The sequence below is a fragment of the Micromonospora okii genome (assembly GCF_020884795.1).
Lineage (GTDB): Bacteria > Actinomycetota > Actinomycetes > Mycobacteriales > Micromonosporaceae > Micromonospora > Micromonospora okii.
In genome coordinates this window covers 163,400-186,501 of record NZ_BBZF01000020.1, presented here as the reverse complement: position 1 = coordinate 186,501, position 23,102 = coordinate 163,400, and the positions used below count along the sequence as shown (strand labels likewise).

The 23,102-nt window shown below is 75.7% G+C and carries 25 protein-coding genes; 11 read left to right on the top strand and 14 right to left on the bottom strand.

Annotation, left to right across the window (positions count from 1 at the left end):
* Positions 1-3: 3 nt before the first annotated feature.
* The 3 genes from LPU43_RS19410 to LPU43_RS19400 are packed head-to-tail and all read right to left on the bottom strand — an operon-like array spanning position 4 to position 2,742.
* Entirely contained in the window at positions 4-963 is a 960-nt protein-coding gene (locus LPU43_RS19410) for an ABC transporter ATP-binding protein (RefSeq protein ID WP_229401885.1), read from the bottom strand.
* Entirely contained in the window at positions 960-1,835 is an 876-nt protein-coding gene (locus LPU43_RS19405; RefSeq protein WP_229401884.1) for an ABC transporter permease, read from the bottom strand. Before LPU43_RS19405 ends, LPU43_RS19410 begins: the two co-directional genes overlap by 4 nt.
* Positions 1,828-2,742 (bottom strand): ABC transporter ATP-binding protein, encoded by a 915-nt coding sequence (locus tag LPU43_RS19400; RefSeq protein WP_229401883.1) that lies wholly within the window; start codon positions 2,740-2,742, stop codon positions 1,828-1,830. The genes LPU43_RS19405 and LPU43_RS19400 overlap by 8 nt, the downstream gene beginning before the upstream one ends.
* A 411-nt stretch (positions 2,743-3,153) precedes the next feature.
* Here LPU43_RS19400 and LPU43_RS19395 point away from each other — a divergent pair, with 411 nt between their 5' ends.
* Positions 3,154-3,582, top strand: coding sequence for a DUF2267 domain-containing protein (locus tag LPU43_RS19395; protein WP_229401882.1), 429 nt, complete (start codon positions 3,154-3,156; stop codon positions 3,580-3,582).
* A gap of 138 nt (positions 3,583-3,720) precedes the next feature.
* Here the strand turns inward: LPU43_RS19395 and LPU43_RS19390 are convergent, their stop codons facing one another.
* Positions 3,721-4,476 carry a DUF72 domain-containing protein gene (locus tag LPU43_RS19390; RefSeq protein WP_229401881.1) on the bottom strand — a complete coding sequence of 252 codons (756 nt, stop codon included), beginning with the start codon at positions 4,474-4,476 and terminating at the stop codon, positions 3,721-3,723.
* Between the two features lie 243 nt (positions 4,477-4,719).
* Between LPU43_RS19390 and LPU43_RS19385 the strand changes: the two genes are divergently transcribed.
* Positions 4,720-5,022, top strand: a complete 303-nt coding sequence (locus tag LPU43_RS19385; RefSeq protein ID WP_229401880.1) for a hypothetical protein — start codon at positions 4,720-4,722, stop codon at positions 5,020-5,022.
* Between the two features lie 9 nt (positions 5,023-5,031).
* Positions 5,032-6,309: a cupin domain-containing protein gene (locus LPU43_RS19380; RefSeq protein ID WP_229401879.1), complete on the top strand. Its 1,278-nt coding sequence runs from the start codon at positions 5,032-5,034 to the stop codon at positions 6,307-6,309.
* A 46-nt stretch (positions 6,310-6,355) separates the two neighbouring features.
* Here LPU43_RS19380 and LPU43_RS19375 read toward each other — a convergent pair whose 3' ends face one another.
* The 5 genes from LPU43_RS19375 to LPU43_RS19355 form a co-directional block, all read right to left on the bottom strand.
* Positions 6,356-7,018 carry a hypothetical protein gene (locus tag LPU43_RS19375; RefSeq protein WP_229401878.1) on the bottom strand — a complete coding sequence of 221 codons (663 nt, stop codon included), beginning with the start codon at positions 7,016-7,018 and terminating at the stop codon, positions 6,356-6,358.
* Positions 7,015-9,699 carry an FtsK/SpoIIIE domain-containing protein gene (locus LPU43_RS19370; RefSeq protein ID WP_229401877.1) on the bottom strand — a complete coding sequence of 895 codons (2,685 nt, stop codon included), beginning with the start codon at positions 9,697-9,699 and terminating at the stop codon, positions 7,015-7,017. Before LPU43_RS19370 ends, LPU43_RS19375 begins: the two co-directional genes overlap by 4 nt.
* The gene (locus LPU43_RS19365; protein WP_229401876.1) at positions 9,692-10,732 is read right to left on the bottom strand and encodes a hypothetical protein; all 1,041 of its coding nucleotides are present in this window, start codon (positions 10,730-10,732) and stop codon (positions 9,692-9,694) included. The genes LPU43_RS19370 and LPU43_RS19365 overlap by 8 nt, the downstream gene beginning before the upstream one ends.
* Positions 10,733-10,740: 8 nt before the next feature.
* On the bottom strand, positions 10,741-11,001 hold the full coding sequence (locus LPU43_RS19360; protein ID WP_074473389.1) for a hypothetical protein: 261 nt from the start codon (positions 10,999-11,001) through the stop codon (positions 10,741-10,743).
* A gap of 308 nt (positions 11,002-11,309) precedes the next feature.
* Positions 11,310-11,687, bottom strand: a complete 378-nt coding sequence (locus tag LPU43_RS19355) for a PIN domain-containing protein (protein ID WP_229401875.1) — start codon at positions 11,685-11,687, stop codon at positions 11,310-11,312.
* 290 nt (positions 11,688-11,977) lie between these two features.
* Here LPU43_RS19355 and LPU43_RS19350 point away from each other — a divergent pair, with 290 nt between their 5' ends.
* The 3 genes from LPU43_RS19350 to LPU43_RS19340 are packed head-to-tail and all read left to right on the top strand — an operon-like array spanning position 11,978 to position 15,082.
* Positions 11,978-14,536 (top strand): ATP-dependent Clp protease ATP-binding subunit, encoded by a 2,559-nt coding sequence (locus LPU43_RS19350; protein WP_229401874.1) that lies wholly within the window; start codon positions 11,978-11,980, stop codon positions 14,534-14,536.
* Between the two features lie 13 nt (positions 14,537-14,549).
* Positions 14,550-14,732 carry a hypothetical protein gene (locus LPU43_RS19345; RefSeq protein WP_229401873.1) on the top strand — a complete coding sequence of 61 codons (183 nt, stop codon included), beginning with the start codon at positions 14,550-14,552 and terminating at the stop codon, positions 14,730-14,732.
* On the top strand, positions 14,732-15,082 hold the full coding sequence (locus LPU43_RS19340) for a DUF3140 domain-containing protein (RefSeq protein WP_229401872.1): 351 nt from the start codon (positions 14,732-14,734) through the stop codon (positions 15,080-15,082). The genes LPU43_RS19345 and LPU43_RS19340 overlap by 1 nt, the downstream gene beginning before the upstream one ends.
* Before the next feature lie 140 nt (positions 15,083-15,222).
* On the opposite strand, the gene LPU43_RS19335 is transcribed toward LPU43_RS19340, so the two are convergent.
* The 3 genes from LPU43_RS19335 to LPU43_RS19325 all read right to left on the bottom strand — a co-directional run bounded on the left by LPU43_RS19335 (position 15,223) and on the right by LPU43_RS19325 (position 17,227).
* A complete protein-coding gene (locus LPU43_RS19335) occupies positions 15,223-15,459 on the bottom strand; it encodes a hypothetical protein (RefSeq protein WP_229401871.1) in 237 nt (78 codons plus the stop codon).
* Positions 15,460-15,478: 19 nt separating this feature from the next.
* Positions 15,479-16,474: a LysR family transcriptional regulator gene (locus LPU43_RS19330; protein WP_229401870.1), complete on the bottom strand. Its 996-nt coding sequence runs from the start codon at positions 16,472-16,474 to the stop codon at positions 15,479-15,481.
* A gap of 135 nt (positions 16,475-16,609) precedes the next feature.
* Positions 16,610-17,227 (bottom strand): hemerythrin domain-containing protein, encoded by a 618-nt coding sequence (locus LPU43_RS19325; RefSeq protein ID WP_229401869.1) that lies wholly within the window; start codon positions 17,225-17,227, stop codon positions 16,610-16,612.
* Between the two features lie 322 nt (positions 17,228-17,549).
* Between LPU43_RS19325 and LPU43_RS19320 the strand changes: the two genes are divergently transcribed.
* Positions 17,550-18,878: a M20/M25/M40 family metallo-hydrolase gene (locus tag LPU43_RS19320; RefSeq protein ID WP_229401868.1), complete on the top strand. Its 1,329-nt coding sequence runs from the start codon at positions 17,550-17,552 to the stop codon at positions 18,876-18,878.
* A 58-nt stretch (positions 18,879-18,936) separates the two neighbouring features.
* Positions 18,937-19,608: a hypothetical protein gene (locus LPU43_RS19315; RefSeq protein ID WP_229401867.1), complete on the top strand. Its 672-nt coding sequence runs from the start codon at positions 18,937-18,939 to the stop codon at positions 19,606-19,608.
* A 70-nt stretch (positions 19,609-19,678) separates the two neighbouring features.
* On the opposite strand, the gene LPU43_RS19310 is transcribed toward LPU43_RS19315, so the two are convergent.
* Together LPU43_RS19310 and LPU43_RS19305 are read right to left on the bottom strand one after the other, a co-directional pair.
* Positions 19,679-19,870, bottom strand: a complete 192-nt coding sequence (locus tag LPU43_RS19310; RefSeq protein ID WP_229401866.1) for a DUF5703 family protein — start codon at positions 19,868-19,870, stop codon at positions 19,679-19,681.
* 145 nt (positions 19,871-20,015) lie between these two features.
* Positions 20,016-20,987 carry an aldo/keto reductase gene (locus LPU43_RS19305; RefSeq protein WP_229401865.1) on the bottom strand — a complete coding sequence of 324 codons (972 nt, stop codon included), beginning with the start codon at positions 20,985-20,987 and terminating at the stop codon, positions 20,016-20,018.
* Between LPU43_RS19305 and LPU43_RS28575 the strand changes: the two genes are divergently transcribed.
* The 3 genes from LPU43_RS28575 (at position 20,986) to LPU43_RS19295 (ending at position 23,090) form a co-directional block, all read left to right on the top strand.
* Complete coding sequence (locus LPU43_RS28575) at positions 20,986-21,117, top strand: hypothetical protein (protein WP_255686341.1); 132 nt, start codon at positions 20,986-20,988, stop codon at positions 21,115-21,117. The two genes, LPU43_RS19305 and LPU43_RS28575, sit on opposite strands and share 2 nt — an antisense overlap.
* Positions 21,118-21,204: 87 nt before the next feature.
* The gene (locus tag LPU43_RS19300; RefSeq protein WP_229401864.1) at positions 21,205-22,257 is read left to right on the top strand and encodes an LLM class F420-dependent oxidoreductase; all 1,053 of its coding nucleotides are present in this window, start codon (positions 21,205-21,207) and stop codon (positions 22,255-22,257) included.
* A complete protein-coding gene (locus tag LPU43_RS19295) occupies positions 22,254-23,090 on the top strand; it encodes an undecaprenyl-diphosphate phosphatase (RefSeq protein ID WP_229401863.1) in 837 nt (278 codons plus the stop codon). The genes LPU43_RS19300 and LPU43_RS19295 overlap by 4 nt, the downstream gene beginning before the upstream one ends.
* Positions 23,091-23,102: the final 12 nt, after the last annotated feature.

Below are 23,102 nucleotides of genomic sequence, written 5' to 3'. Positions count from 1 at the left end.
GGTTCAGGCCTCCACCAGGTAGGAGAAGACGCTCTCCAGGGACTCGTCCTGGGGCACCAGCTGGCGCACCCGGACGCCCTCCCGCAGGGCGATCTTCGGCAGGACGCGGGTGAACGCGCCGTAGTCGCCGGCGCGCACCGTCAACCCGGCGCGGTCCAGCTCGACACCCGTCACCGACGCCTCGGCCATCAGCGCCACGGCGAGCGCCCGGTCGTCGGTGGAGTGCACGGTGAAGACGTGCGGCCGGTTGGTCATCAGCCGGCGGATGGTGCGGAAGTCGCCGGAGGCAGCCAGCCGGCCGGCGACCATCACCTGGACGGTGCCGGAGACCTGCTCGACCTCCTCCAGGATGTGCGAGCTGAACAGGATGGTGCGGCCGGCGTCGCCGAGGCGGTGCAGCAGCTCCATCATGTGCAGCCGCTGGCGCGGGTCCATGCCGTTGAACGGCTCGTCGAGCAGCAGCACCTGCGGCTCGTGCACCAGCGCGGCGGCCACCCGGGCGCGCTGGCGCATACCCTTCGAGTACGTGCCGATCCGGCGGTCCTGCGCGCCCTCCAGCTCCACCAGGGCGATCGCCCGGCGGGCCGCCGCCGTCGGGTCCGGCAGCCGGTGCAGCTTCGCGCTGGCCAGCACGAACTCGTAGGCGGTGAGGAAGGTGTGCACCGCCTCCCGCTCGCTGACCAGGCCGAGCCGGCGGTAGACCTCCGGGTTGCGCCAGGTGGGCCGGCCGTCGAGGGTGACCACCCCGCGCGACGGGGCCAGGAAGCCCGCCATCATGTGCAGCAGCGTCGTCTTGCCCGCGCCGTTCGGGCCGAGCAACCCGGTGACGCCGGGGCCGAGGCTCATGCTGACGTCGTTGACCGCCACCACGTTGCCGTACCAGCGGGAGACGCCCGCGAGGTCGAGGGTGCTGGTGACGGTGGTCGGTGTCCCCGCCGCCTGGTCGACGCTGATCGTGGTCATCGGGCGGCCACCTTCCGGTATCGCAGCAGCAGCAGGGCGACGCAGCCGGCCACGAGGAGCACGGCGGCGACCGCGTAGACGGGACCGAAGCCGCCGATCGGAACCGGGGCCTGGGGCCCCAGCAGGTCGCCGAGCGCCCACCCGCCCACGCCGCCCACCAGCGTCGACGGCGAGGCGAGGAAGGCCAGCTCGTTGACCGCCCGGGAGGGCATGATGGACAGGACGCCGACGATCGGCGTGGTCATCAGGAACACGGCCACGATCCCGCCGGCCGCGAACGCCCGCTTGCCGGTGAGGGAGGCGACCAGCAGCCCGACCGAGGCGAAGACCACCGCCCACAGCCCGGCGTAGAGCAGGCCCGGCAGCAGGTCGAGCAGCTCGTCCCAGACCCCGCCCATGCCCTCGCCGCCGGTGAAGGCGGCGCCCAGGAACATCAGGAGCTGCGGCCCCCCGAGCAGCAACCACAGCGCGGTCGCCAGCGCCAGCAGCTTGGCCAGCGGGTAGTCCGAGCGTGGCAGCGGCCGGGAGAAGTAGAGCGGCAGCACGCCGCTGCGCAGGTCGCGGGAGACCAGTTCGGGCGCGACCACCGCGACGAAGAAGATGACCAGCCAGCTCATGTTGTCGGCGAACTGGGCGTACGTCATCACCACCTCGCCGATCTGGCTGCGCACGGCGGTGGCGGCGGCGGCGACCAGCGTGACGATGCCGAGCACCAGCCAGGGGAAGATCTTGGCTTTCGCGCTGCGCCCCAGCCCGAACGCCGTCCGCAGGCCGTGCAGGTAGAGCGCGCCGAAGACGGCCCGGCGGCCCAGTCGGGGGCCGGTGTAACGCTGGTAGCCGATGTCGTGGATGACGCCGGTCGGCTCAGGCATGACTGGGCTCCCTCGTGGCGAAGAGTTCGGCCACCCGGTGCCGGCGCTGGTCCAGCCGGTGCAGCGGCAGGTCCAGTTCGGCGACCGCGCCGAGGATCAGGTCGTAGGTGGCGTCGTCGGCGAGCTCGACGAGCAGCAGCCGCCCGTCCCGGCGGACCGGCAGGTCGAGCGCGGCCAGCCGCGCGGCCAGCTCCTCCGTGCCCTCGCTGACCTCCACGGCGAGCACGTCGGTGGCGGAGGTCATGGCGGAGATGTGGTCGGCGCGCAGCAGCCGCCCGCCGTCGATGGCGACGAGGGTGTCGCAGATCCGTTCCACCTCGCCGAGCAGGTGCGAGCAGACCAGCACGGAGATGCCGAACTCGGTGCCGATGCGGTGCACCAGCGCCAGCATGGCGTCCCGGCCGGCCGGGTCGAGGCCGTTGGTCGGCTCGTCCAGCAGCAGCAGGTCGGGGTCGTGCACGAGGGCCTGGGCGAGCTTGACCCGCTGCTTCATGCCCGTGGAGTAGCCGCCGACCGGGCGGTAGCGCTCCTCGTAGAGCCCGACGTGCCGCAGCGCCTCGGAGGCCCGCTCCCGGGCGACCGTACGCGGCAGGCCGCTGATCTGGCCGAGGTGGGTGACCAGCTCCGCGGCGGAGAGGTCCGGTGGCAGGGCGTCGTGCTCGGGCATGTAGCCGACCCGGGCGCGGACCCGCGCGGAGTCGGCGGTGGGGTCGAGGCCGAGCACCCGGACCCGGCCGCTGGTCGGGGCGAGCAGGCCGAGCAGGATCTTGATCAGGGTCGACTTGCCGGCGCCGTTGGCGCCGACGAGCCCGATGATCCCCGGCTCGACCGCGACGGTCAGGTCGGCCAACGCCGTGACCCCACCCCCGTACGTCTTCGTCAGCGACTCGGTCGCGATGAGTGTCACGCCGTACAGCGTAGGGATCGGAGGCCCCCGGGGGTGTCCGTCCGGCCCCGGCGCATCCCTGATCTTCCCGGCCGGGTTCCCCTAGGGCTCCGGCCGGAAGTCGTCCGGAGCGGGTGAGGCGGGGTCATCCTCGCCCGGCAGAGCATGGGCGTGTCCGTGGTCCGTGGCCGGTCGGCGGGGACGACGGGCGCGACGGCCCACACGGGACGAAAGGTGCGAAAGCGATGACGGTTCGGGACACGGCGGCTCGGCGGCGTGGCGGCGTGCTGCGCGTGGTCGGGTCGGCCGGCCCCCGACGCGCGGTGGCGCGGCCCGGTCGGGTCAGCGTCACCGGGCAGTGGCGGGGCCCGGCCGGGCCGCCGCGCCGCGACGACGACCGACGGTGGCACGACGAGCTACGGGGGTGGCCAGATGGCTGAGCAGTTGATCTCGGCGTTCGAGTCCTCGCTGGACAAGACCAACCTGATCCTCAAGGACATCGAGGCGGCGTACGGCTGGCCGAAGGAGCAGCGCAACCAGTCGTACGCGGCGCTGCGCACGGTGTTGCACCTGCTGCGCGACCGGTTGCCGGTGCAGGAGAGCGTCGAGTTCTCCGCGCAGCTTCCCGTGCTGCTGCGGGGGATCTACTTCGACGGCTGGCAGCCGTCGGACGTGCCGATCAAGCTGAACCGGGACGACTTTCTCTACGAGGTCCGCCAGGGCTTCCCGTACGACGTGGAGGGCGGCCCGGAGCGGGTGGTCCAAGTCGTGCTGGACACCCTGCGTCGGCACGTCACCCATGGGGAGTGGGAGGACGTCCGGTCCGCCATGCCGAAGGACCTGGTCCACATGATTCCCTGACCGACCGCCGCGCCGGCCCGGCCGGCGTGCCCGCCCAGACGTGGGTCGCCGCGCCCGCCCGCCGCGCCCGCCCGCCGCGCCCGCCCGCCGCGCCCGCCCGCCGCGCCCGCCCGGCGTGGGCCGGCGGGCCCGGCCCGGTCACGACGGCGGGACGCGGGTCGTGGCGTGGCCGGCGGCGTGGGCCAGCCCCGCGAAGGCGACCGCGTCGACGATCGCCGCCCCGCCGGGGTCGTTGTTGAAGTAGACGTACGCCGGCTCGTCGGGCCCGTACGCCTGCGTCAGCCGGCGCACCCAGGCGGCGAGCGCGGCGCGGCCGTAGCGGGGCCACGGGCGGGCCCGGCCCTCGTGCAGCCGCAGGTACCCGAAGTCCGTGGTGCGCCACAGCGGCGCGACGGGCCGGCTGAGCCGGTCGGCCCAGACCAGCGCGGCCCGGCGGCGCTCCAGCACCCGGCGGGTCGCGTCGTTCCACCAGCTCGGGTGGCGGGGCTCCACCGCGACCCGCACGTCGGCGGGGAAGCGGCGCAGCGTGGCGTCGAGGGTGTCGGGGTCGGCCGGCAGGTTCGGCGGGAGCTGCACGAGGACCGGCCCGAGCCGGTCGCCGAGCGCCGTGGCCCGGTCGAGGAACCGGGCGACCGGCTCGGCGGGGTCGCGCAGCCGCTTGACGTGGGTCAGGTAGCGGCTCATCTTGACCGCCACGCAGAAGTCGTCGGGGGTGCGGGCCCGCCACGTGGCGAAGGTCTCCCGCTCCGGCAGCCGGTAGAAGGCGTTGTTCACCTCCACCGTGGCGAATCCGGCGGCGAAGTGCTCCAACCAGAGCCGCTGCGGCAGCCGCTCCGGGTAGAACCGGCCGCGCCAGTCGCGGTACTGCCAGCCGGAGGTGCCGACGAGGATCACGCGCCCGCCGCCGATGTCGCGCTCATCCGTCCCCCCACGGTCGGTTCCCTCCCATCCTGGCACCGCCGCCTGTCGCCCGCCGCCCGCCGCCCGCCCCCGCTGTCCGTCGCCGTCCCGTACCGGGAACCTGTGATGTGGGCGTGACCTGCGCACTACGGTGGTTAGAGCAGATCGGGCGGGGGTACCACGGCCGCATGACGGACCCCGCCGTACGGCGGGGCAGCACTACCGAGGGAGCACCGAATGGCACTCAACGACGACGACATCCAGACCAGCGGCGGCGCCAACCTGGAGGGCCCGGCCGACGGCGGTGCCACCCCCGGTCAGCACGACGGTGGGGCGGACGGCAGCGCCGAAGGCCCGGCCGACGGTGGCGCGACGCCGGGTCAGCACGACGGCGGCGCCGACGGCAGCGCGGAGGGCCCGGCCGACGGCGGTGCCACCCCCGGTCAGCACGACGGTGGGGCGGACGGCAGCGCCGAAGGCCCGGCCGACGGCGGGGCGACGCCGGGTCAGCACGACGGCGGCGCCGACGGCAGCGCCTGACGGAGCGACATGACGATCATCGACCCGCCGGGCGGCAACGGCCGCCCGGCGGCTCCGTCCCCCGCCGCCCGCGCCCTCGCCCGCTGCGTCGCCGTCGAGCCCGGGAAGTTCGCCGCCGCGCACTGGGGGCGCGGCCCGCTGCTGTCCCGCGCCGCCGAGCTGCCCAACCCCGAGGGCTTCACCGACCTGCTCAGCCCCACCGACGCCGACGAGCTGCTCAGCCGCCGCGGCCTGCGTACCCCCTTCCTGCGGGTCGCCAAGGACGGCCAGCTCGTGCCGGCGTCCCGCTACACCGGCGGCGGCGGCGCCGGCGCCGAGATCGGCGACCAGGTCCTCGACGAGCGGGTGCTGGAGCTGTACGCCTCCGGCGCGACCCTGGTGCTCCAGGGGCTGCACCGCACCTGGCCCGCCCTGGTCGACTTCGCCCGCGACCTCGGCCTCGCCCTCGCCCAGCCGTTGCAGGTCAACGCCTACCTGACCCCGGCCGGCAGCCAGGGCTTCGCCACCCACTACGACACCCACGACGTCTTCGTCCTCCAGGTCGACGGGCGCAAGCGCTGGCGCATCCACCCGCCGGTGCTGCCCGACCCGCTGGAGAAGCAGCCCTGGGGCGGCCGGGCCGACGAGGTCTCCGCCACCGCCGAGGGGCCCGCCGCCCTCGACGTGGTGCTCGAACCCGGCGACGCGCTCTACCTGCCGCGCGGGTGGCTGCACAGCGCCCAGGCGCAGGAGGCCAGCTCGCTGCACCTGACCGTGGGCGTCCGGGCGCTGACCCGGTACGCGATCGTGGAGGAGCTGCTCGCCCTCGCGGCCTCCGACGCCCGGCTGCGCGCCGGCCTGCCGTTCGGCACCGACGTGGCCGACCCCGACGCGATCGAACCGGAGCTGACCGAGACGGTCGAGGCGCTGCGGGACTGGTTGCTGCGCGCCGATCCGGCCGCCGTCGCCGCGCGGCTGCGCGCCCGCGCCTGGCCCGCCGCCCGACCCGCGCCGATCCGCCCGCTCGCCCAGGCCGCCGCGCTGGCCGCCGTCGACGCGGACACCCGGCTCACCCTCCGCGCGGGGCTGCGCTGGCAGCTCACCCCGACCGGGGACGGCCGGGTGACGCTGCGCCTGTTCGACCGCGCCCTCACCCTGCCCGCCCAGTGCGAGGCGGCGCTGCGGGCGCTGCTCACCGGCGGGGTGACCCGGGTCGGGGACCTGCCGGGCCTCGACGACGACGCGGACCGGATCGTCCTGGCCCGCCGCCTCCTGCGCGAGGCCGTCGCCGTGCCGGCCGAGGAGTAAGGAAGGGCACCCTGTTAACGCTTCCGGTATAGGAAGGGCCCCTTCCTCACCGCGTCAACAGCAGCAGGGCCGTGGTGGCCAGGCCCGCGACCACCACGACGGTGATCGGGCGCGGGGAGAGCACCGCGTGCCGCCGGTCGGCCATCCGCTTGGCCAGGGCCAGCCCGACCAGCGGGCCGAGCAGGGTCACCACCAGCGCCAGCACCGGCAGGCCCACCGCGAGGTCCCCGCCGTGGCGGGCGCCGAGCGCCCGTACGCCCGTGCCGAGGGCGAACATCAGCGCCGCCCCGAGCACCCCGCAGAGCGCCAGCAGCGGATTCGCCGAGGAGGGCAGCTCGCCGGGCTGCCTGGTCCGGTCCAGCAGCCCGCGCACCCCGTGCAGCAGCAGCAGCGGGTCGCCCGAGGCGTCCCGGGCCGGGCCGGGCGGGTCGCCGAGGCGGCGCGCCCCGGCCCCCAGCCGGGAGCGGAGCTGCTGCCACAGGTGGCCCGCCTCGGCGTCCACCCGCTCCACCATCTCCCGCGCCGCGTCGGCCTCCCGCTCGGCGTCACGGAGCTGCTCGCCGGCCTCGGCGACCGCCCGCTGCGCGGCGGCGCACTGCTGGTCGTACCAGGTGCGCGCCTCGGCGCGCTGGGTGCGGAGCCGGTCGCTCAGCTCCGCCAGCCGCCGCACCTGCGCCGCGTACGTCTCGCTGCTCACCGGTTCGTTCATCGCGCCGGCCCGTAGGGGATGATGACCTGGCCGGTGCGGTGCACGGCCCGGTCGAAGAAGAGCCCCCGCCACGGCCGGGGATACCAGTCGGGGCCGCCCGTGCCCGGGTAGAGGGACGAGCCCAGCTCGCCGCCCTGCACGTCGAGGGCCACCCACGCGCCGATCTGGTCGGTGCGGGCGGCCGGCCCGCCAAGGTCCACCCGCATCCGCGCCACCCCGCGCCACCAGGCCAGCACGTGGGTGCGCCGCTCCGGCCCGTCGTGCAGGATGCGGCGCAACTGCTCCAGGCCGGTGCGCCCGCCGGCCCGCGCGGCCAGCCGGCCGGCTGCCGCGTCGACCGCGTACAGCAGCAGGTAGTGCGGGGTGGCCGGGGTGCCCGGCCGGTCCAGGGCCGCCGCCGTCTCGGCCATCAGCTCGGGCACGGTCTCGTCGTCGTACCAGGCGGCGTCGTCGGCCAGGTCGGCGTAGAGCTCCCGGGCGGCGGGGTCGGCGTCCGGGTCGAGGCAGGCGATGGAGAACCGGGCCGTGCCGGGGCGGTGCTGGCGGGCCAGGGACCGCGCGGCGGCGTCCAGCACCGCGCACGCCTCGTCGACCCGGGTGCCCATGACCGCGAGGTTCCGCCCGGGGGCGCGGGGCAGCCGCAGCGACGCCGACCGGGCCTGTACGTCGATGATCTCCCCGAGCACCGCGACCGGGCTGCGCGGCGGGGCGTCGCCCTCGGGCGGAGTGAGCGCCCGGAAGTCCGGGGCGTCGGCCAGCCGGGGGATCGCGTCGCCGTCGAAGAGGCGCGCGGGCTTCGCGTCGGCGGGGCGCATCCGCCACAGCCGGTGCTGCAACTCGCTCCATTCGTCCCAGTCGCTGGCCGAGGGAATGCGGGCCACCTGGTTCCCCTCGACCAGGCCCGACTCGGCGTTGACCACCGCGTGGTGCCGGGGCAGGGACTGGGCGGCGTCGTTGCGCTCGGCCAGGATGCGCAGCGCCTTGGGCAGCGCGATGCGCAGGGTGAACTGGGCGACCAGCGCCGGGCGGCCCCACAGCGCCTCGATGCCGCGCACATCCTGGGAGGCCAGCACCAGGTGGATGCCCTGCGAGCGGCCCCGGCGGGCGAGGTCCTCCAGCAGGTCGGCGGCCTCCCGCGCGACCACGTCCCGGCCCGCGAGCAGCGCCTGGAACTCGTCGACCACCGCGACGATGCGGGGCCAGTGCCCGGTCGGGTCGACCGCGCGCAGCTCGGCCAGCTTGGTGACCTCGTGTTTCTTGGCCGCGTCGGCCCGCCGGCGCAGCTCCTCGGCGAGGAACCGCAGCAGCGCCAGGCCGAACTCCCGGTCGGTGTTGACGTTGATCCCGACCAGCCGCATGTGCGGCAGCCAGCTCGGGTCGCGCCGGCCCTGCGCGAACCGGGCGAAGGACACCCCCTCCTTGAAGTCGAGCAGGTAGAACTCCAGCTCGGCGGGGGAGTAGCGGGAGGCCAGCGCCCCGATCCAGGCGAAGATCAGGTTGGTCTTGCCGGTGCCGGACGGGCCGCCGATCAGCGCGTGCGGCGGGTAGTCGCCCAGGGTCAGCAGCACCGGGCGGCCGTGCGGGCCCTCGCCGATCGGCGCGGTCAGCGCCGTCGAGGAGTCCTCCCGCCACATCTGCTCCGGCGGGGGCAGCAGGTCGGTGAACGGGGTCGGCGGGGGGCCGGCGTTGACCCGGGCGGCGACCTGCCGGCAGGTCTCGGTGACCAGGACGGCCGGCGGCGGAGGGTCCAGCCGCACCGGCAGGGCGGGCGGGCCGCCGACGCGGGCACCGTCGGGGCCCACCACGACCCGGGTCACGGTCGGGTCGTCGGGCACCGGCACGCCCCGCACCACCAGGTGCACCCCGCAGGCCGCCCCGGTACGCACCACCCGGTCGAGCTGGCCGCGCTCGTGCCGGGACAGCTCGTCGCCGCCGAGCAGCACCGCCACCCGCCACGGCTCGGGGCGGCGGCCGGTCGCGGCGGCCAGCTCCCGCAGCGAGTGGTACTCCCCGGCCAGCACCGTCTCGTTGATCCGGCGGATCTGCTCCACCAGGTCGTCCAGCAGCCGGCCCAGCCCGCCCGGGCCCACGAAGGTGAGCAGCCCGGCGGTGCCCAGCGGGGCGAACCCGGCCAGCCCGCCGCCGAGGCGCTCCGGGTCGTACCCGAACAGCCGCACCGCGCCCGGGTCGGCCCGGCCGACGCTGCGCAGCAGCAGCGCCGGCACGACGGCCGCGCCGCCGTCGGCCTCGGCCCCGCCCAGGTGGACGTGCCCGGCGTCGAGCAGCGGCACCAGCGCCGGCACCGGCTCCGCGCCGGGGATCGCCACGGTGCCGATCCGTACCGGGCCGGGCGGCTCGCCGCGCCCGACCGGCGTCGCCCGCCAGTCCGGCCAGTCGGCGGACGCCGCACCGGGGGCCTCGCGGTCGGCGGCGTCGACGGCCCGGCGGGCCAGCTCCGCGATCCGGGCGGCGTGCCGGGCGTCGATCTCGGCCAGCCGCCGGTCCCGCTCCGCGCCCACCCTCGCCGGTACGGCCGCCGCGGCGTGCTGGACGCGGGCGAGCCGGTCCCGGGCGGCGGTCAGCTCGACGTCGGCGGTGGCGAGGCGGTGCCGGGTGGCGCCCAGCGCCTCGGAGAGCATCCCCCGCACCCGGGTCACGAGTTGGGCGCGGCGGTCAGCCATCGGAGTCCCGGCGGCGGGCGGCCTCGTCGGCCGGCAGGACGGGCGGGAGGCCCTGCGCGGCCCGCTCCCGGGCCGCCCGTTCCCGTTCGGCGCGCTCCCGCGTCGCGGTGTCCCAGGCGTCCCGCTCGGCCTCGCGGCGCTGGTCGCGGGCCCGCTCGCCGGCCGGGTCGCGCTCGGCCTCGCGGGGCAGGTCCCGGCCGAGCCGGTCGAGCAGCACCGCCGCGACCACGCCGGCGGTGACCGCCGGGTCGGCGGCGTGCGGCGGCTCCTCGCCGCTGCCGCGCCGGGGCGGGGGCATCCGGCAGACCCGGGTCAGCAGCGTCTCCAGCGCCGGCTCGGGCAGGCCGGGGAGCAGGTCGCGCACGCGCCCCTCCAGCTCCCCGCGCAGCTTGGGCAGGTCGTCGGCGCGGGGCGGGTGGCCGAGCAGCTCCCCGGCCAGCTCCCGCAGCAGCGGCGGGGCGATGGCGGCCAGGCCGAGGCCGACGTCGGCGTGCGCGGCGCGCAGCTCCCGGCGCAGCCGGTCCCGGTCGCCGGAGCGGACCCCCTCGGCCACCCGGCGCAGCAGCTCGCGGGAGTCGCCGATCCGCTCGTCCGGGTCGTCGGGCGCGCCCTCCCGGCCGCCGGTCAGCTCCGCCACCCGCACCGCCCACCAGCGGCGCAGCACCGGGTTGTCGTCCTGGTCGGGCGGGGGCTGCTCCCCGGCGGCGGGCGGCGCCTCGCGCGGGGCGTCGTGCACCTGCCGGTCGCCGGCCGCCGGGCGGGGCGGGGGCGCGCCGTCGGGGGCCAGGCCGATCGCCGCGAGGTACGCCGACAACTGCTCCTGGGCCACCCGCAGCGCGTGCCCGGCGGACTCGGCGTGCTCGGTGGCGGCCGAGAGCTCTGGCACCCCCATCGGGTCGGCCGACTCCTGCCGCACCCAGCGCAGCCGCTCGGTGGCCTGCCCGAACTTCTCCAGCGCCAGGGCGAGCTGGGCCAGCGGCAGCTCCTCGCTGGCCGCACGCACCTGGGCCCCGACGTCCTCGATGATCGACACGCCGGCCCCTACAGGGTCGACACGTAGAGCTGCGCCTGCTCCACCGCCACGAGGGTGGCCGCGAGGCACTCCTCCAACTCCTGGCTGGCCTGGGTCAGCGAGGCCTGCGCCGCCTCGACCGTCTCGTGCCCACTGCCCTCCAGCGCCCCGGCCAGGGTCTGCTGTGCCTCGGCCAGCTTCTCGCCGGCCGCCTGCACGGCGCTCTGCCCGTCACCGATCTGTTGGAGGGCGACATCGATGGCTGCCTTCAGCTCGGCGACGCTCGCCACGGGGACCTCCTGGGGGCGGGGAGATCTCCATTACATCCCATCCCCGTGGGGGAGAGAACATCCGCCCTGTCGGTGTTGCTGCCCGGCTGTCCGATTACGTCACTGACATGCGCAAACCCCTGTCGACTCGTCCCACCCCCGAGTCACCCGATCCCACCAACGGGACCCCGCCCCGCCCCCGCCCCGCCCCGGGCGTTGGTGATCAAGAGGTTTGCGTCATCGGCGAGACCAGCTCTGACGTTTTCTTCTTGATCACCGGCCCGACAGGGCGGCCCGGAGTGGGTGGGGGTGGGTGGGGTGGGTGGGGGTCAGGTGGGGAGCCAGCGGGGGCCGTGGACCTCGGCGCCCAGCGCGCCGACCCGGGCCCGCAGCTCCCGGTCGGCGGTGACCACCAGCCGGCGGCGGTCCGGGGCGGCCCCGACGAGGTCGACGATCGCGTCGTCGCCCGACCCCGGGGCGGCGACCACCCGCACGCCCGGCACGGCCGGGACGCCCCGGGCTGCGCCCTCCACCACCAGCACCACCTCCGCCGGACCGGCGAGCTGCGGCGGCACCCCGGACTCGGCCAGCGGGACGAGGGCGTCGCGCAGCCGGGCGGCGGCCCCGGCCCGGTCCCGCCACCACCCGTTCGGGCGGGAACCCACCACGTTGGCGGCGTCCACGATCAGCAGCGGCGTCGACTCCATGACCCCAGCCTGCCACCGCCGTGGAGCCGACCCCGCCCGCCCCGCCGGGCGGAGCCCGGCCCGGTCCCACCCGTCCCGCCGAGCCGAACCCCTGCCCGGTCCAGCCCGCCGGGCCGAGCCCGCCCGTCCCGCTCGGTCCCGCCGGGCGGGGCACCGCGCCCGGCCGCGGCCCGCCGGGCGGATCCCCGCCCGTCCCGCCCGTGTTTGTCGCGCCGACCGCCGGGTAGCCACCGCCGACCGTGCCGGCGGCGACCGCACCGGCGAGCGTGCCCGACCCACGGAGGACAGAGATGATGGGACCCGGTGACTTCGGCTCCGACCCGTGGGACGAGTTCCTGGCCCGGTACTTCGGTCGGGGCGAGGGGGGCCGCCGGCCGGCGCACCGGGTCGACATCACCCGGCTGATGACCGCCGACGCCCGGGAGATGCTCGCCGACGCGGCCCGCCGGGCGGCACAGCGGCACAGCAACGACCTGGACACCGACCACCTGCTCTGGGCGGCGTTGCAGCGCGAGCCGCTGCGCGACCTGATCCGGCGGGCCGGCGCCGACCCGGACGCCCTGGTCAACGCCCTCGGCGGGCGCGGCGACGGCGCGCCCCGGGGCGAGGTGCCGCCGAACCTGTCGCTCACCCCGGCAGCGAAGCGGGCGCTGCTCGACGCCCACCAGCTCTCCCGCGCGATGGGTGCCAACTACATCGGCCCCGAGCACATCCTGATGGCCCTGCCGCTGAACCCGGAGTCGCCGGCCGGGCGGATGCTCGCCTCCGGCCGCATCCAGCCGGAGTCGCTCCAGGCCGCCAGCGCCGAGCGCGGCGCGCCGACCGGCGCGCGGCCGGACCGGGGCACCCCCACCCTCGACCAGTACGGCCAGGACCTCACCGACCTGGCCCGCAACGACCAGATCGACCCGGTGATCGGGCGGGCCGGCGAGATCGAGCAGGCCGTGGAGATCCTGTCCCGGCGCACCAAGAACAACCCGGTGCTCATCGGCGAGGCCGGCGTCGGCAAGACCGCGATCGTGGAGGGGCTGGCCGAGCGGATCTGCGACGGCGACGTGCCGCAGACCCTCCTCGGCAAGCGGGTGGTGCAGCTCGACCTGGCGGGCCTGGTCGCCGGCACCCGCTACCGGGGCGACTTCGAGGAACGGCTCAAGAAGGTCATCGACGAGATCCGCGCGCACCGCGACGAGCTGATCATCTTCCTGGACGAGATCCACACCCTGGTCGGCGCGGGCGGGGCGGGCAGCGAGGGCGGCATGGACGCGTCCAACATGCTCAAGCCGGCCCTGGCGCGCGGCGAGCTGCGGGTGATCGGCGCGACCACGCTGGACGAGTACCGCAAGAGCATCGAGAAGGACGCCGCGCTGGCCCGCCGCTTCCAGCCGGTGCTGGTGCCCGAGCCGGGCGTGGAGGACACCGTGGCGATCCTGCGCGGCCTGCGCGACCGCTACGAGGCCCACCACCAGGTCCGCTTCACCGACGAGGCGCTGGTCGCCGCCGCCGAGCTCTCCGACCGGTACGTCACCGACCGGTTCCTGCCCGACAAGGCCATCGACCTGATCGACCAGGCCGGCGCGCGGGTGCGGCTGCGCACGCGCACCCCGGCGGCGGACGTGCGGGAGCTGGAGCAGCAGCTCGACGAGGTGCGCCGGGACAAGGAGCAGGCGGTCGCCGACGAGCGGTACGAGCGGGCCTCCGCGCTGCGCGACCAGATCGCCGAGTTGGAGGGGCAGGTCCGGCGGGCGCGCGGCGACGAGGAGGAGGGTGGCTCGGCGGTGCCCTCGGTCGGGCCGCAGGAGATCGCCGAGGTGGTCTCCCGCGCCACCGGCATCCCCGTGTCCCAGCTCACCGAGGAGGAACGGGACCGGCTGCTGCGCCTGGAGGGGTACCTGCACGAGCGGGTCGTCGGCCAGGACGACGCGGTCGGCGCCGTCGCCGAGGCGGTGCGCCGGTCCCGTACGGGGCTGGCCGACCCCGACCGGCCGATGGGCAGCTTCCTGTTCCTCGGCCCCACCGGCGTCGGCAAGACCGAGCTGGCCCGCGCCCTCGCCGAGGCGCTGTTCGGCGAGTCGGACCGGATGGTGCGCCTGGACATGAGCGAGTTCCAGGAGCGGCACACCGTCGCCCGGCTCGTCGGCGCGCCCCCCGGCTACGTCGGGTACGAGGAGGCCGGCCAGCTCACCGAGGCCGTGCGCCGCCGCCCGTACGCGGTGGTGCTGCTCGACGAGATCGAGAAGGCCCACCCCGACGTGTTCAACATCCTGCTCCAGGTGCTCGACGACGGCCGGCTCACCGACAGCCAGGGCCGGACGGTGAACTTCCGCAACACCGTGCTGATCATGACGAGCAACCTCGGGTCGGAGCTGATCACCGGCACCCAGCGGGCCGTCGGCTTCGGCGCGGGGGAGGCCGGCGGCCCGGGGGAGGGCACCGAGCTGCGCGAGCGGCTGATGCGCCGGCTCCAGGAGAACTTCCGCCCCGAGTTCCTCAACCGCATCGACGAGGTGATCATCTTCCAGCGGCTGGAGCAGCAGCAGTTGCGCCAGATCACCGAGCTGCTGCTGGAGGAGACCCGCCGCCGGCTGCACGGCCAGGACATCGACGTCATCTTCACCGTCGCCGGGGTCGACTGGATCGCCGAGCACGGCTACCAGCCGGAGTACGGGGCGCGCCCGCTGCGCCGGGTCATCCAGCGCGAGATCGACAACCGGCTGTCCCGGATGCTGCTGGAGAACGTCCTCTCGCCCGGCCAGCGGGTCACCGTGGACGCCCGCGACGGCGCGCTCGCCCTCGACGTCACCGCCGACGACCGCGGCTACTCCGCCGCCACCACGTCCCACCCCCGGTGAACGGGCGGCGGAGATGACCGGACCCGGGGAGCCCGACGACGAGACCGAGTGCGACACGCAGCGCAGCGAGCCGATCGTGGCCCCGCCGACGGCCAATCCCGCCCGGGTGCGGGTGCCGCCGGAGGGCCTGGGCTCCCACACCCGCGACCCGGAGCCGTCCGGGCCGCCGCCGCAAGAGCCGGAAGAGGAGGCGTGATGGCACGCGAGGCGCGACTCGACCCCGAGGTCGAGGTGCTCTGGGAGGACTTCCACGCCGAGGTGAACGTCACCTCCGAGCAACTGCGCAGTTGGCTGCTGACCCGGGGCTCGGGGGAGGAGTCGTTCGGGCCGAACCCGGACCTCGACCTGCCCGAGCCCGGCCGGCAGATCCTCGCCGTGCTGCGCAAGCGCAAGGTCGACCTGACCGGCGAGGACATCGCGGTGATGCGGGAGGCCGTCGAGCGGATCCGCTCCCTGACCGCCGCGCGCCCGGCCGCCGGAACAGCCGACGACCAGTGGCGGCACTCCCTGCTCGACCTGGGCCACGACATCCTCGTGGAACGCTGAGGTCGCGGCCGTACCCGGCCCGCCGGGCGTCACAACGTCGCCCGGCGGGCCACCTCACCGCCCATGCCGGCCCGCCGTCCCGCCCGGCGGGCCATCTCACTGCCGACGCGGGCCCGCCGTGCCGCCCGGGCGGGCCCGCGTCACTGCTGCTCGACGCTGCCGATCCCCAGGCCGGCGGCGTCGGCGGCGGCCTGCCGCTCGCCGCGCGCCCGCTCCTCCCGGCTGAGCAGGGTGGCGTACTCGGCCACGTCGGCCGGCCCCGGCACCCCGGGCAGGCGGCGCAGGAACGCCTCCACGTCCGCCGCGGCGGTGGTGTGCGCGGCGGCCGCCGCCCGCAGGGTCTCCCGGTCGTCGCCGGTGGGCTGCGCATCGGTCATCTGGCCCGGATACCCAGCGTCAGGCGGTTCGCACCCCGACGCCCCCGGCCGAGGCCGGCCGGCGCACCCCGAAGTCGGGGTGGTGCGGCAGCCAGGCCAGGTAGTCGGGGTACGCGGCCAGGGTGTCCGTGTACGCCGCCACCGCCGCCTCCAGCACCCCGTCGGCGAAGTCCGCCCCGGTCGCGTCCGGGTGCCAGCCCAGCAGCAGCCGCCAGCGCAGCGGCGACCCGGCAAGCCGCCGGGTCACCAGGCCGGGCACCGACCGGAAGGTGGCCTGGCACAGCGCCACGGCCACGCCCGTCTCCACCAGGTCGACGCAGCCACGCACGTCGGCCTCGTACATCTTGCTGGGGGTGAAGCCGGCGCGCGCGCACGCGGCGGCGAAGCAGTCGCCGAAGCAGCCGTCGCCGGGGGCGGCGACCCACCGCTCCCGGCGCAGGTCCACCAGCCGCACCTCGTCGCGGCCGGCCAGCGGGTGCCGCTCGGGCAGCAGCACCTGCACCGGCTCCACCGCCAGCTCCCGCCAGGTCAGCCCGTACCCGGTGGGCGGAACCGAGTCGCCGCAGACGCCGAGCAGGGCGTAGTCCAGCCGGCCGCCGCCCACGAGCTGGGCCAGCTCGGCGGAGGACCAGGAGGCGTACGTGGTGATCTGTGCCTGGGGATGCTCGGCGGCGAGCCGGTGCACCAGGCGGCCGAGGATGGGGCTGTTCACCCCGCCGAAGCGGTACCGGGCGGGGGTGGGGCCCGCGCCGGCCAGGCGGGCCGCCTCGTCCTGGAGGCCCTGCATGGCCGGCAGCAGCACCCGGGCCCGGGACAGCACCAGCTCGCCGAGCGGGGTGGGGCGCGCGCCCCGGCGGTCGCGCTCGAACAGCGGCCCGCCGAGCGCCCGCTCGATGCGTTGGAGCTGGGCGGTGAGCGCCGGCTGGGCCAGGCCGAGCGTGGACGCCGCCTTCGTCACGCTCCCTGTCTCCGCGATCGCGCACACCACCCGCAGGTGTCGCAGCTCCAGATTCATACCGTGACGGTATGACCACGAGGAGATTGACGGAAGGGGCTTCGCTGATCGGAGTTTACCAATGCTTCATTTTGTGGACGTCCGGTATCCGGTCGATGACGACCGGCAATCGGCCGGTCACCGGACGTCGACCGGTCAGTCCCCGGGTCGCCCCAGGTCCGACTCGTACGTCGGCCGGCCCGTCACGGCGTCGCGGACCTTGTCCACCACGCCCACCGCCGGCTCGACGATCCGGTTCCACGGCGGCGTCGCCGGCGTCCCCGGGTGCGGCCGGGTCGGCGCGGCCTCCTCGGCGATCTCCCACCGGTTGCCCAGCCGGATCAGCTCGGCCTCCGTGGCCACCTCGCGCAGCGGGCCGAGCAGCGCGGCGACCCCGGAGACGTGCCGGCGCACCCGGGCGGCCACCTCGGCCAGCGCGGGGTCGGCGGGCCCGGTCAGCCCCTTGAGGGCGGCCAGCAACGCGCCGGCCTCCTCGACCCGGCGGTCCACCGGCCCGGCGCGCTCCGGCAGGGCGGCCCGGACGGCGGGGAAGAGGTACTGCTCCTCGGCCGACAGGTGCCGGGAGACCGTGGCGGTGAGCACCTCCACCACCTCGGCGAGCCGTTCCGGCGGGCCGTCCGGGTCGGTCGCCCGGTCGGTGAGGTCGAGCAGGCGCCGGTGGTCGCGCTCGACGAGGTCGACGAGGCTGCGACCGCCGGGCCGGTAGCCCTCCTCCTCGGGCACGGGCGGCAACGGGGGCAGGGGGACGGTCATGGTGCCCTCCTCGGCTGACGGGCTCGGCGGCCCCGACGCGGGAAGGCGGGGGCGGCCCGGTGGGCGGTGCGGGACGCGAGCGCGGTACCCCCGCCGCGCCCGCGCGAAACGACGTCCCGGCGGGCCGCGCCGCGCGGACGCCGGACCGGCCGGGCGGCACCGGAACCGGCCGCGCGGGCCGGTCGGGCGTGATCGGGCGGCGGTCGCGCGGGCCGGGCGGGCCTGGTCGGACGGCGGTCGGGCGGGTCGGGCGGGCGTGGTCGGACGCGATCGGGACCGGCCGTGCGCGCTGCGCGCGCCGCGCGGCTGGTATGAAGAACCGATGACGAGCGACGCCGCCTCCGCCCGACCCGACCCCACCGCCGAGGTCGTGGACCTCTGCCGCGACCTGCTGCGCATCGACACCACGAACACCGGGGACAACGCCACCAGTGTGGGTGAGCGCGTAGCCGCCGAGTACGTCGCGGAGAAGCTGGCCGAGGTCGGCGTCGACGCCGGGATCCACGAGTCCGCCCCGGGCCGGGCCAACCTCATCGCCCGCATCCCCGGCACCGACCCGGGCCGGGGCGCGCTGCTCGTCCACGGCCACCTCGACGTGGTGCCCGCCGACGCCGACGAGTGGTCGGTCCACCCGTTCTCCGGGGAACTGCGCGACGGCTACCTGTGGGGCCGGGGCGCGATCGACATGAAGGACTTCGACGCCATGGTGCTCGCCGTCGTGCGCGACTGGCAGCGCGCCGGGGTCCGGCCGGCCCGCGACATCGTGCTGGCGTTCACCGCCGACGAGGAGGCCGGCAGCGACTACGGCGCGCACTTCCTGGCCCAGCGGCACCGCGACCTCTTCGACGGCTGCACCGAGGCGATCGGCGAGGTCGGCGGCTTCTCGTACACCGTCGACGAGTCCCGCCGGCTCTACCTGATCGAGACCGCCGAGAAGGGCATCGACTGGCTGCGGCTGCACGCGAAGGGCCGCCCCGGGCACGGCTCGATGGTGCACGACGACAACGCCGTCACCGCGCTCGCCGAGGCGGTCGCCCGGGTCGGCCGGCACCGCTTCCCCGTGGTCGTCACCGACACCGTGCGGGCGTTCCTGGAGGAGGTCTCCGACCTGCTCGGCGTCGAGCTGGACCCGGAGGACCCGGAGACCGCCATCGCCAAGCTCGGCCCGATCGCGAACATCATCGGCGCGACCATCCGCAACACGGCCAACCCGACCCGGCTCACCGCCGGCTACAAGGACAACGTCATCCCCGGCCGGGCCACCGCCACCATCGACTGCCGCAGCCTGCCCGGCCAGTCCGAGCTGCTGGAGCGGCAACTGCGCGAGCTGGTCGGCCCGGACATCGCCATCGAGTACATCCAGCGCCAGCCGGCCCTGGAGACCACCTTCGACGGCCCCCTCGTCGAGGCCATGTCCGCGGCGCTGCGCGCGGAGGACCCGGGCGCCCGGCCGGTGCCGTACATGCTCTCCGGCGGCACCGACGCCAAGGCGTTCTCCCAGCTCGGCATCCGTTGCTTCGGCTTCGCGCCGCTGCGGCTGCCCGCCGACCTCAACTTCTCCGGCCTGTTCCACGGCATCGACGAGCGGGTGCCGGTCGACGGACTACAGTTCGGCGTGCGGGTTCTCGACCGCTTCCTCCGGACTTGCTGACCGCGCCCGTCGCCTGCCGGCGGGCCCGGAACCCCCCCATTGATGAAGGGAACCACACATGACCGACCAGCACGGTGAGCTGGACGCCGCCCTGGAGCGGGTGATCGACGCCGCCCGCCGGCACCTGGCCGCCGTCCGCGCCGCCCAGGGTCGCATCGACGACGACGACGTCTGGCAGGCGTACGTCGCGTTGAACAACGCCTCCTCTTCGTACGACGAGCTGCTGCTCGACGCGTTCGGCGAGGTCACCCCCTGGGACGTCGAGACCATCGACCCCGACGAGGCCGACGAGCGCTTCGGCGTCGGGGCCGAGGGGGTCGAGGCGACCGACCCGCACCCCCGGGTCATCTCGGTGCGCCAGCGCCGCGACTACCGGGTGCCCAGCGTCGAGGCGCTGCTGCGGGCCGCCGAGGCGGCCCGCCGGGAGGGCATCCCCGCCGACGACGAGCCCGAGCCCGTCGAGGGCGTCGGCGAGGCGGTGCTGGAGCTGCTGCAGAGCGGCGACGGCTCGCTGAGCGCGCTGGACGTGCCGGAGCTGGAGCCGCTCGACGGGGTGGTGATGGTCAGCGAGGTCACCGCCCCCGTCGACCTGGAGTCGTTCGAGGAGGACGACCCGGTGGGCCCGTTCCAGCCGGCCGCCGACGACCGGCTCGTCGGGCGCCTCGACGAGCACCCGTTCCTGGACCTCGACGAGGACTCCGAGCACGACCACGCCGGCCACCGGCACTGACGCCGGCCACCGGCACCGGGCCACGCTCCGTCCCGGGCCCGCCGTCCGGCGGGGCCCGGGACGGGGGCCGTCAGTACGACAGGCCGGGCTGCGGCTGGTTGACCACCCGGCGGCGCAGCATGACCTGCCGCGTGCCGTCCCGGTACAGCCGCACCCGGGCCAGCTCCCACCCGGAGAACTCCGCCTGGATCGCCAACTGCGCCGCGGCGGTGAGCCGGTCGACGTTCGAGGGCAGCCGCAGCGGCGCGTATTCGTAGTCCATACGTTCCATGCTGCCCAGCCGGGCCACCGTCCGCCACCCCCTCCCGGGGTGACCGCCGCCGCCCGCCGCCCGGCCCGGACCACCCCGGTTCCGCCCGGACCCGCCGACTCCGCCCGACTTCGCCCTTTCCGCCCGGCGGTCGGGCTCAGCCGTCCCGCTCGGGATAGCCCACCGGGACGGCCGACACGTCGTCGAGGGCGATGACGATCTCGTCCGGCAGGGACATCCGCTCCACCTGGAGCGCGCCGAGCAGTTGCCCGACCGTGCGGGCGCCGAGGATCGGGGCCGTCACCCCGGGCCGGTCCCTGATCCAGGCCAGCGCCACCTCCAGCGGCGACACCCCGAGCCCGCCCGCGGCCGTGGCCACCGCCTCCACGATGCTGGAGCAGCGCGGCTCCAGGTACGTCGCCACGAACGCCTCGAAGTGCGCCGACGCGGCCCGCGAGTCGGCCGGCCGCCCGTGCCGGTACTTGCCGGTGAGCACCCCCCGCCCCAGCGGCGACCAGGGCAGCACGCCCAGCCCCAGCGCCTCGCAGGCCGGCAGCACCTCCCGCTCCACCCCCCGCTCCAGCAGCGAGTACTCCACCTGCGCGGCCACCACCGGGGCCCGCCCCGGCCAGGCCGCCTGCCACGCCGCCGCCCGGGCGGTCTGCCAGCCGGAGAAGTTCGACACCCCGACGTAGCGGACCCGCCCGCTGGCCACCGCGTGGTCCAGCGCCGCGAGGGTCTCCTCCAGCGGCGTGTCCGGGTCGTACCCGTGGACCTGCCACAGGTCGACGTGGTCCGTGCCGAGCCGGCGCAGCGAGGCGTCCAGGGTGCGCAGCAGGTGACCCCGGGAGTTGTCCCGGCGTCGGCCGGTGCCCGGCCGCAGCCCCGCCTTCGTCGCGAGCAGCAGCTCGTCGCGGGGGACCAGGCCGCCCAGCAGGGAGCCGATGACCGACTCGGCGTCCCCGTCGCCGTACACGTCGGCGGTGTCCACCAGGTTGCCGCCCGCGTCGAGGTAGCTCTTGAGCTGGGCGGCAGCGTCGTCGGCGTCGGTGTCCCGGCCCCAGGTCATGGTGCCGAGCGCGAGCCGGGAAACCGCCAGCCCGCTTCGGCCGAGCGGTCGCTGTTGCATGGGTGAACCTTATTTCGAACCCGCCGCCACCGATATCCTCGCCTCCGTCAAGTTCCTGCGCCCCGCCGCCGCCCGCCGCGCCGCCGATTTCCGCCCCCGCCGCGCCGCCGCCCCCCGCGCCCCGGTGTGACGCGTTCGCCAACCGACCGGGGGCGGCCCCACCGCCCGCGTTGCGTAACCTGGTGCGACCTGTGGTGCGGCCGATGGGGGAGGACCAGTGCGACTCGGGCTCAGTCTCGGATACCGGACGGCGTGGAGCACACCCGCCGACCACCTGGCGTTCGCCCAGGAGGCCGACCGCCTCGGGTACTCGGTGGTGTGGGCGGCGGAGGCGTACGGCTCCGACTCGCCGAGCATGTTGGCCTGGCTGGCCGGGCAGACCGAGCGGATCGACGTGGGCAGCGGGGTGATGCAGATCCCCGCCCGCACCCCGGCGATGACCGCGATGACGGCGGCCAGCATCGACGCCCTCTCCGGCGGCCGGTTCCGGCTCGGGCTGGGCGTCTCAGGCCCGCAGGTCTCCGAGGGCTGGCACGGGGTGCGCTTCGTCAAGCCACTGGCCCGCACCCGGGAGTACGTCGACATCGTCCGGCTCGCCGTCGGCCGCAAGGACGTCGCGTACGACGGCGAGTTCTACACCCTGCCGCTGCCCGACGGCCCCGGCAAGGCGCTGCGCCTGAACTTCCAGCCGCCGCGCGAGCAGGTCCCGATCTACCTCGCCGCCGTGGGCCCGAAGAACCTGGAGCTGGCCGGGGAGATCGCCGACGGCTGGCTGGCCGTCTTCTACTCCCCGGAGTTCGCGCAGGAGCAGCTCGCCTCCGTCCGCGCCGGCCGGGCCAGGGCCGGCAAGGAGCTGGCCGGCTTCGACGTGGTGCCGACGGTGCCGGTGGTCGTCGGCGACGACGTCGCCTCCTGCGCCGAGCTGGTCCGCTGGTACGCCGCCCTCTACGTCGGCGGCATGGGCAGCCGCAAGCAGAACTTCTACAACCAGCTCGCCACCCGAATGGGCTACGGCGACGCCGCCCGCGAGGTGCAGGACCTCTACCTGGCCAAGCGGCAGCGCGACGCGGCCGCCGCCGTGCCGACCGAGTTCATCGACCGCACCTCGCTGCTCGGCCCGAAGGAGCGCATCGCCGACCGGCTGCGGGAGTACGCCGCCGCCGGCGTCACCACCCTGTCGGTGACGCTGTTCGTCGCCGACCGGGACAGCGGGGTGCGGACCCTGCGCACCGTGGCCGAGGCGCTGGAGCTGGCCGGAGTCGGCGAGTGACCTGGATCGAGGCCATCGTCCTGGGCGTCGTCCAGGGCCTGACCGAGTTTCTCCCGGTCAGCTCGTCGGGCCACATGCGGATCACCTCGGCCCTCTTCTTCGGCCGCGACGCCGGGGCCTCGTTCACCGCCGTCACCCAGCTCGGCACCGAGGCCGCCGTGCTGATCTACTTCGCCAAGGACATCTGGCGGATCACCCGGACCTGGGTCGTCGGGCTCTGGGACCGCTCGGTGCGGTCCAGCCTCGACTACCGGATGGGCTGGTACGTCATCGTCGGCTCGATCCCGATCGGGCTCTTCGGTTTCCTGTTCAAGGACCAGATCCGCACCGCCGGGCGCAACCTGTGGCTGGTCGCCACCACGCTGATCGTCTTCGCGTTCGTGCTGGCCTTCGCCGAGTACTGGGGGCGGCAGCACCGCACCCTGGCGAACTTCCGGCTGCGCGACGGCGTCGTGATGGGCTTCGCGCAGGCGATGGCGCTGATCCCCGGGGTGTCCCGCTCCGGCGGCACGCTCACCGCCGGCCTGCTGCTCAACCTCACCCGGGAGGCGGCGGCCCGGTACTCGTTCCTGCTCGCCATCCCGGCCGTCGTGATGTCCGGCATCTTCAGCGTCGGGGACGTCTTCGAGCCGTCCGCGCCGGGCACGTCCGCGCCGAGCGGGGCGCAGATGGTGGTCGCCACGGTGATCGCCTTCGTCATCGGGTACGCGGCCATCGCCTGGCTGCTGCGCTACGTCGCCCACCACACCCTGTACGTCTTCGTGCTGTACCGGGTCGCGCTGGGCACCCTGGTCCTCGCCCTGCTGATGACCGGCACGATCTCCGCCACCTGACGTGCAAGGAAG

What these genes read in the sequence shown, in the direction of transcription:
- LPU43_RS19340 (WP_229401872.1), top strand. Translation starts at nt 14,732, where the DNA reads ATGGCACGCGAGGCGCGACTCGACCCCGAGGTCGAGGTGCTCTGGGAG.
- LPU43_RS19370 (WP_229401877.1), bottom strand. Translation starts at nt 9,699, where the DNA reads ATGGCTGACCGCCGCGCCCAACTCGTGACCCGGGTGCGGGGGATGCTC.
- LPU43_RS19355 (WP_229401875.1), bottom strand. Translation starts at nt 11,687, where the DNA reads ATGGAGTCGACGCCGCTGCTGATCGTGGACGCCGCCAACGTGGTGGGT.
- LPU43_RS19380 (WP_229401879.1), top strand. Translation starts at nt 5,032, where the DNA reads ATGACGATCATCGACCCGCCGGGCGGCAACGGCCGCCCGGCGGCTCCG.
- LPU43_RS19335 (WP_229401871.1), bottom strand. Translation starts at nt 15,459, where the DNA reads ATGACCGATGCGCAGCCCACCGGCGACGACCGGGAGACCCTGCGGGCG.
- LPU43_RS19330 (WP_229401870.1), bottom strand. Translation starts at nt 16,474, where the DNA reads ATGAATCTGGAGCTGCGACACCTGCGGGTGGTGTGCGCGATCGCGGAG.
- LPU43_RS19375 (WP_229401878.1), bottom strand. Translation starts at nt 7,018, where the DNA reads ATGAACGAACCGGTGAGCAGCGAGACGTACGCGGCGCAGGTGCGGCGG.
- LPU43_RS19410 (WP_229401885.1), bottom strand. Translation starts at nt 963, where the DNA reads ATGACCACGATCAGCGTCGACCAGGCGGCGGGGACACCGACCACCGTC.
- LPU43_RS19325 (WP_229401869.1), bottom strand. Translation starts at nt 17,227, where the DNA reads ATGACCGTCCCCCTGCCCCCGTTGCCGCCCGTGCCCGAGGAGGAGGGC.
- LPU43_RS19395 (WP_229401882.1), top strand. Translation starts at nt 3,154, where the DNA reads ATGGCTGAGCAGTTGATCTCGGCGTTCGAGTCCTCGCTGGACAAGACC.
- LPU43_RS19350 (WP_229401874.1), top strand. Translation starts at nt 11,978, where the DNA reads ATGATGGGACCCGGTGACTTCGGCTCCGACCCGTGGGACGAGTTCCTG.
- LPU43_RS19320 (WP_229401868.1), top strand. Translation starts at nt 17,550, where the DNA reads ATGACGAGCGACGCCGCCTCCGCCCGACCCGACCCCACCGCCGAGGTC.
- LPU43_RS19385 (WP_229401880.1), top strand. Translation starts at nt 4,720, where the DNA reads ATGGCACTCAACGACGACGACATCCAGACCAGCGGCGGCGCCAACCTG.
- LPU43_RS19405 (WP_229401884.1), bottom strand. Translation starts at nt 1,835, where the DNA reads ATGCCTGAGCCGACCGGCGTCATCCACGACATCGGCTACCAGCGTTAC.
- LPU43_RS19345 (WP_229401873.1), top strand. Translation starts at nt 14,550, where the DNA reads ATGACCGGACCCGGGGAGCCCGACGACGAGACCGAGTGCGACACGCAG.
- LPU43_RS19305 (WP_229401865.1), bottom strand. Translation starts at nt 20,987, where the DNA reads ATGCAACAGCGACCGCTCGGCCGAAGCGGGCTGGCGGTTTCCCGGCTC.
- LPU43_RS19315 (WP_229401867.1), top strand. Translation starts at nt 18,937, where the DNA reads ATGACCGACCAGCACGGTGAGCTGGACGCCGCCCTGGAGCGGGTGATC.
- LPU43_RS28575 (WP_255686341.1), top strand. Translation starts at nt 20,986, where the DNA reads ATGGGTGAACCTTATTTCGAACCCGCCGCCACCGATATCCTCGCCTCC.
- LPU43_RS19310 (WP_229401866.1), bottom strand. Translation starts at nt 19,870, where the DNA reads ATGGACTACGAATACGCGCCGCTGCGGCTGCCCTCGAACGTCGACCGG.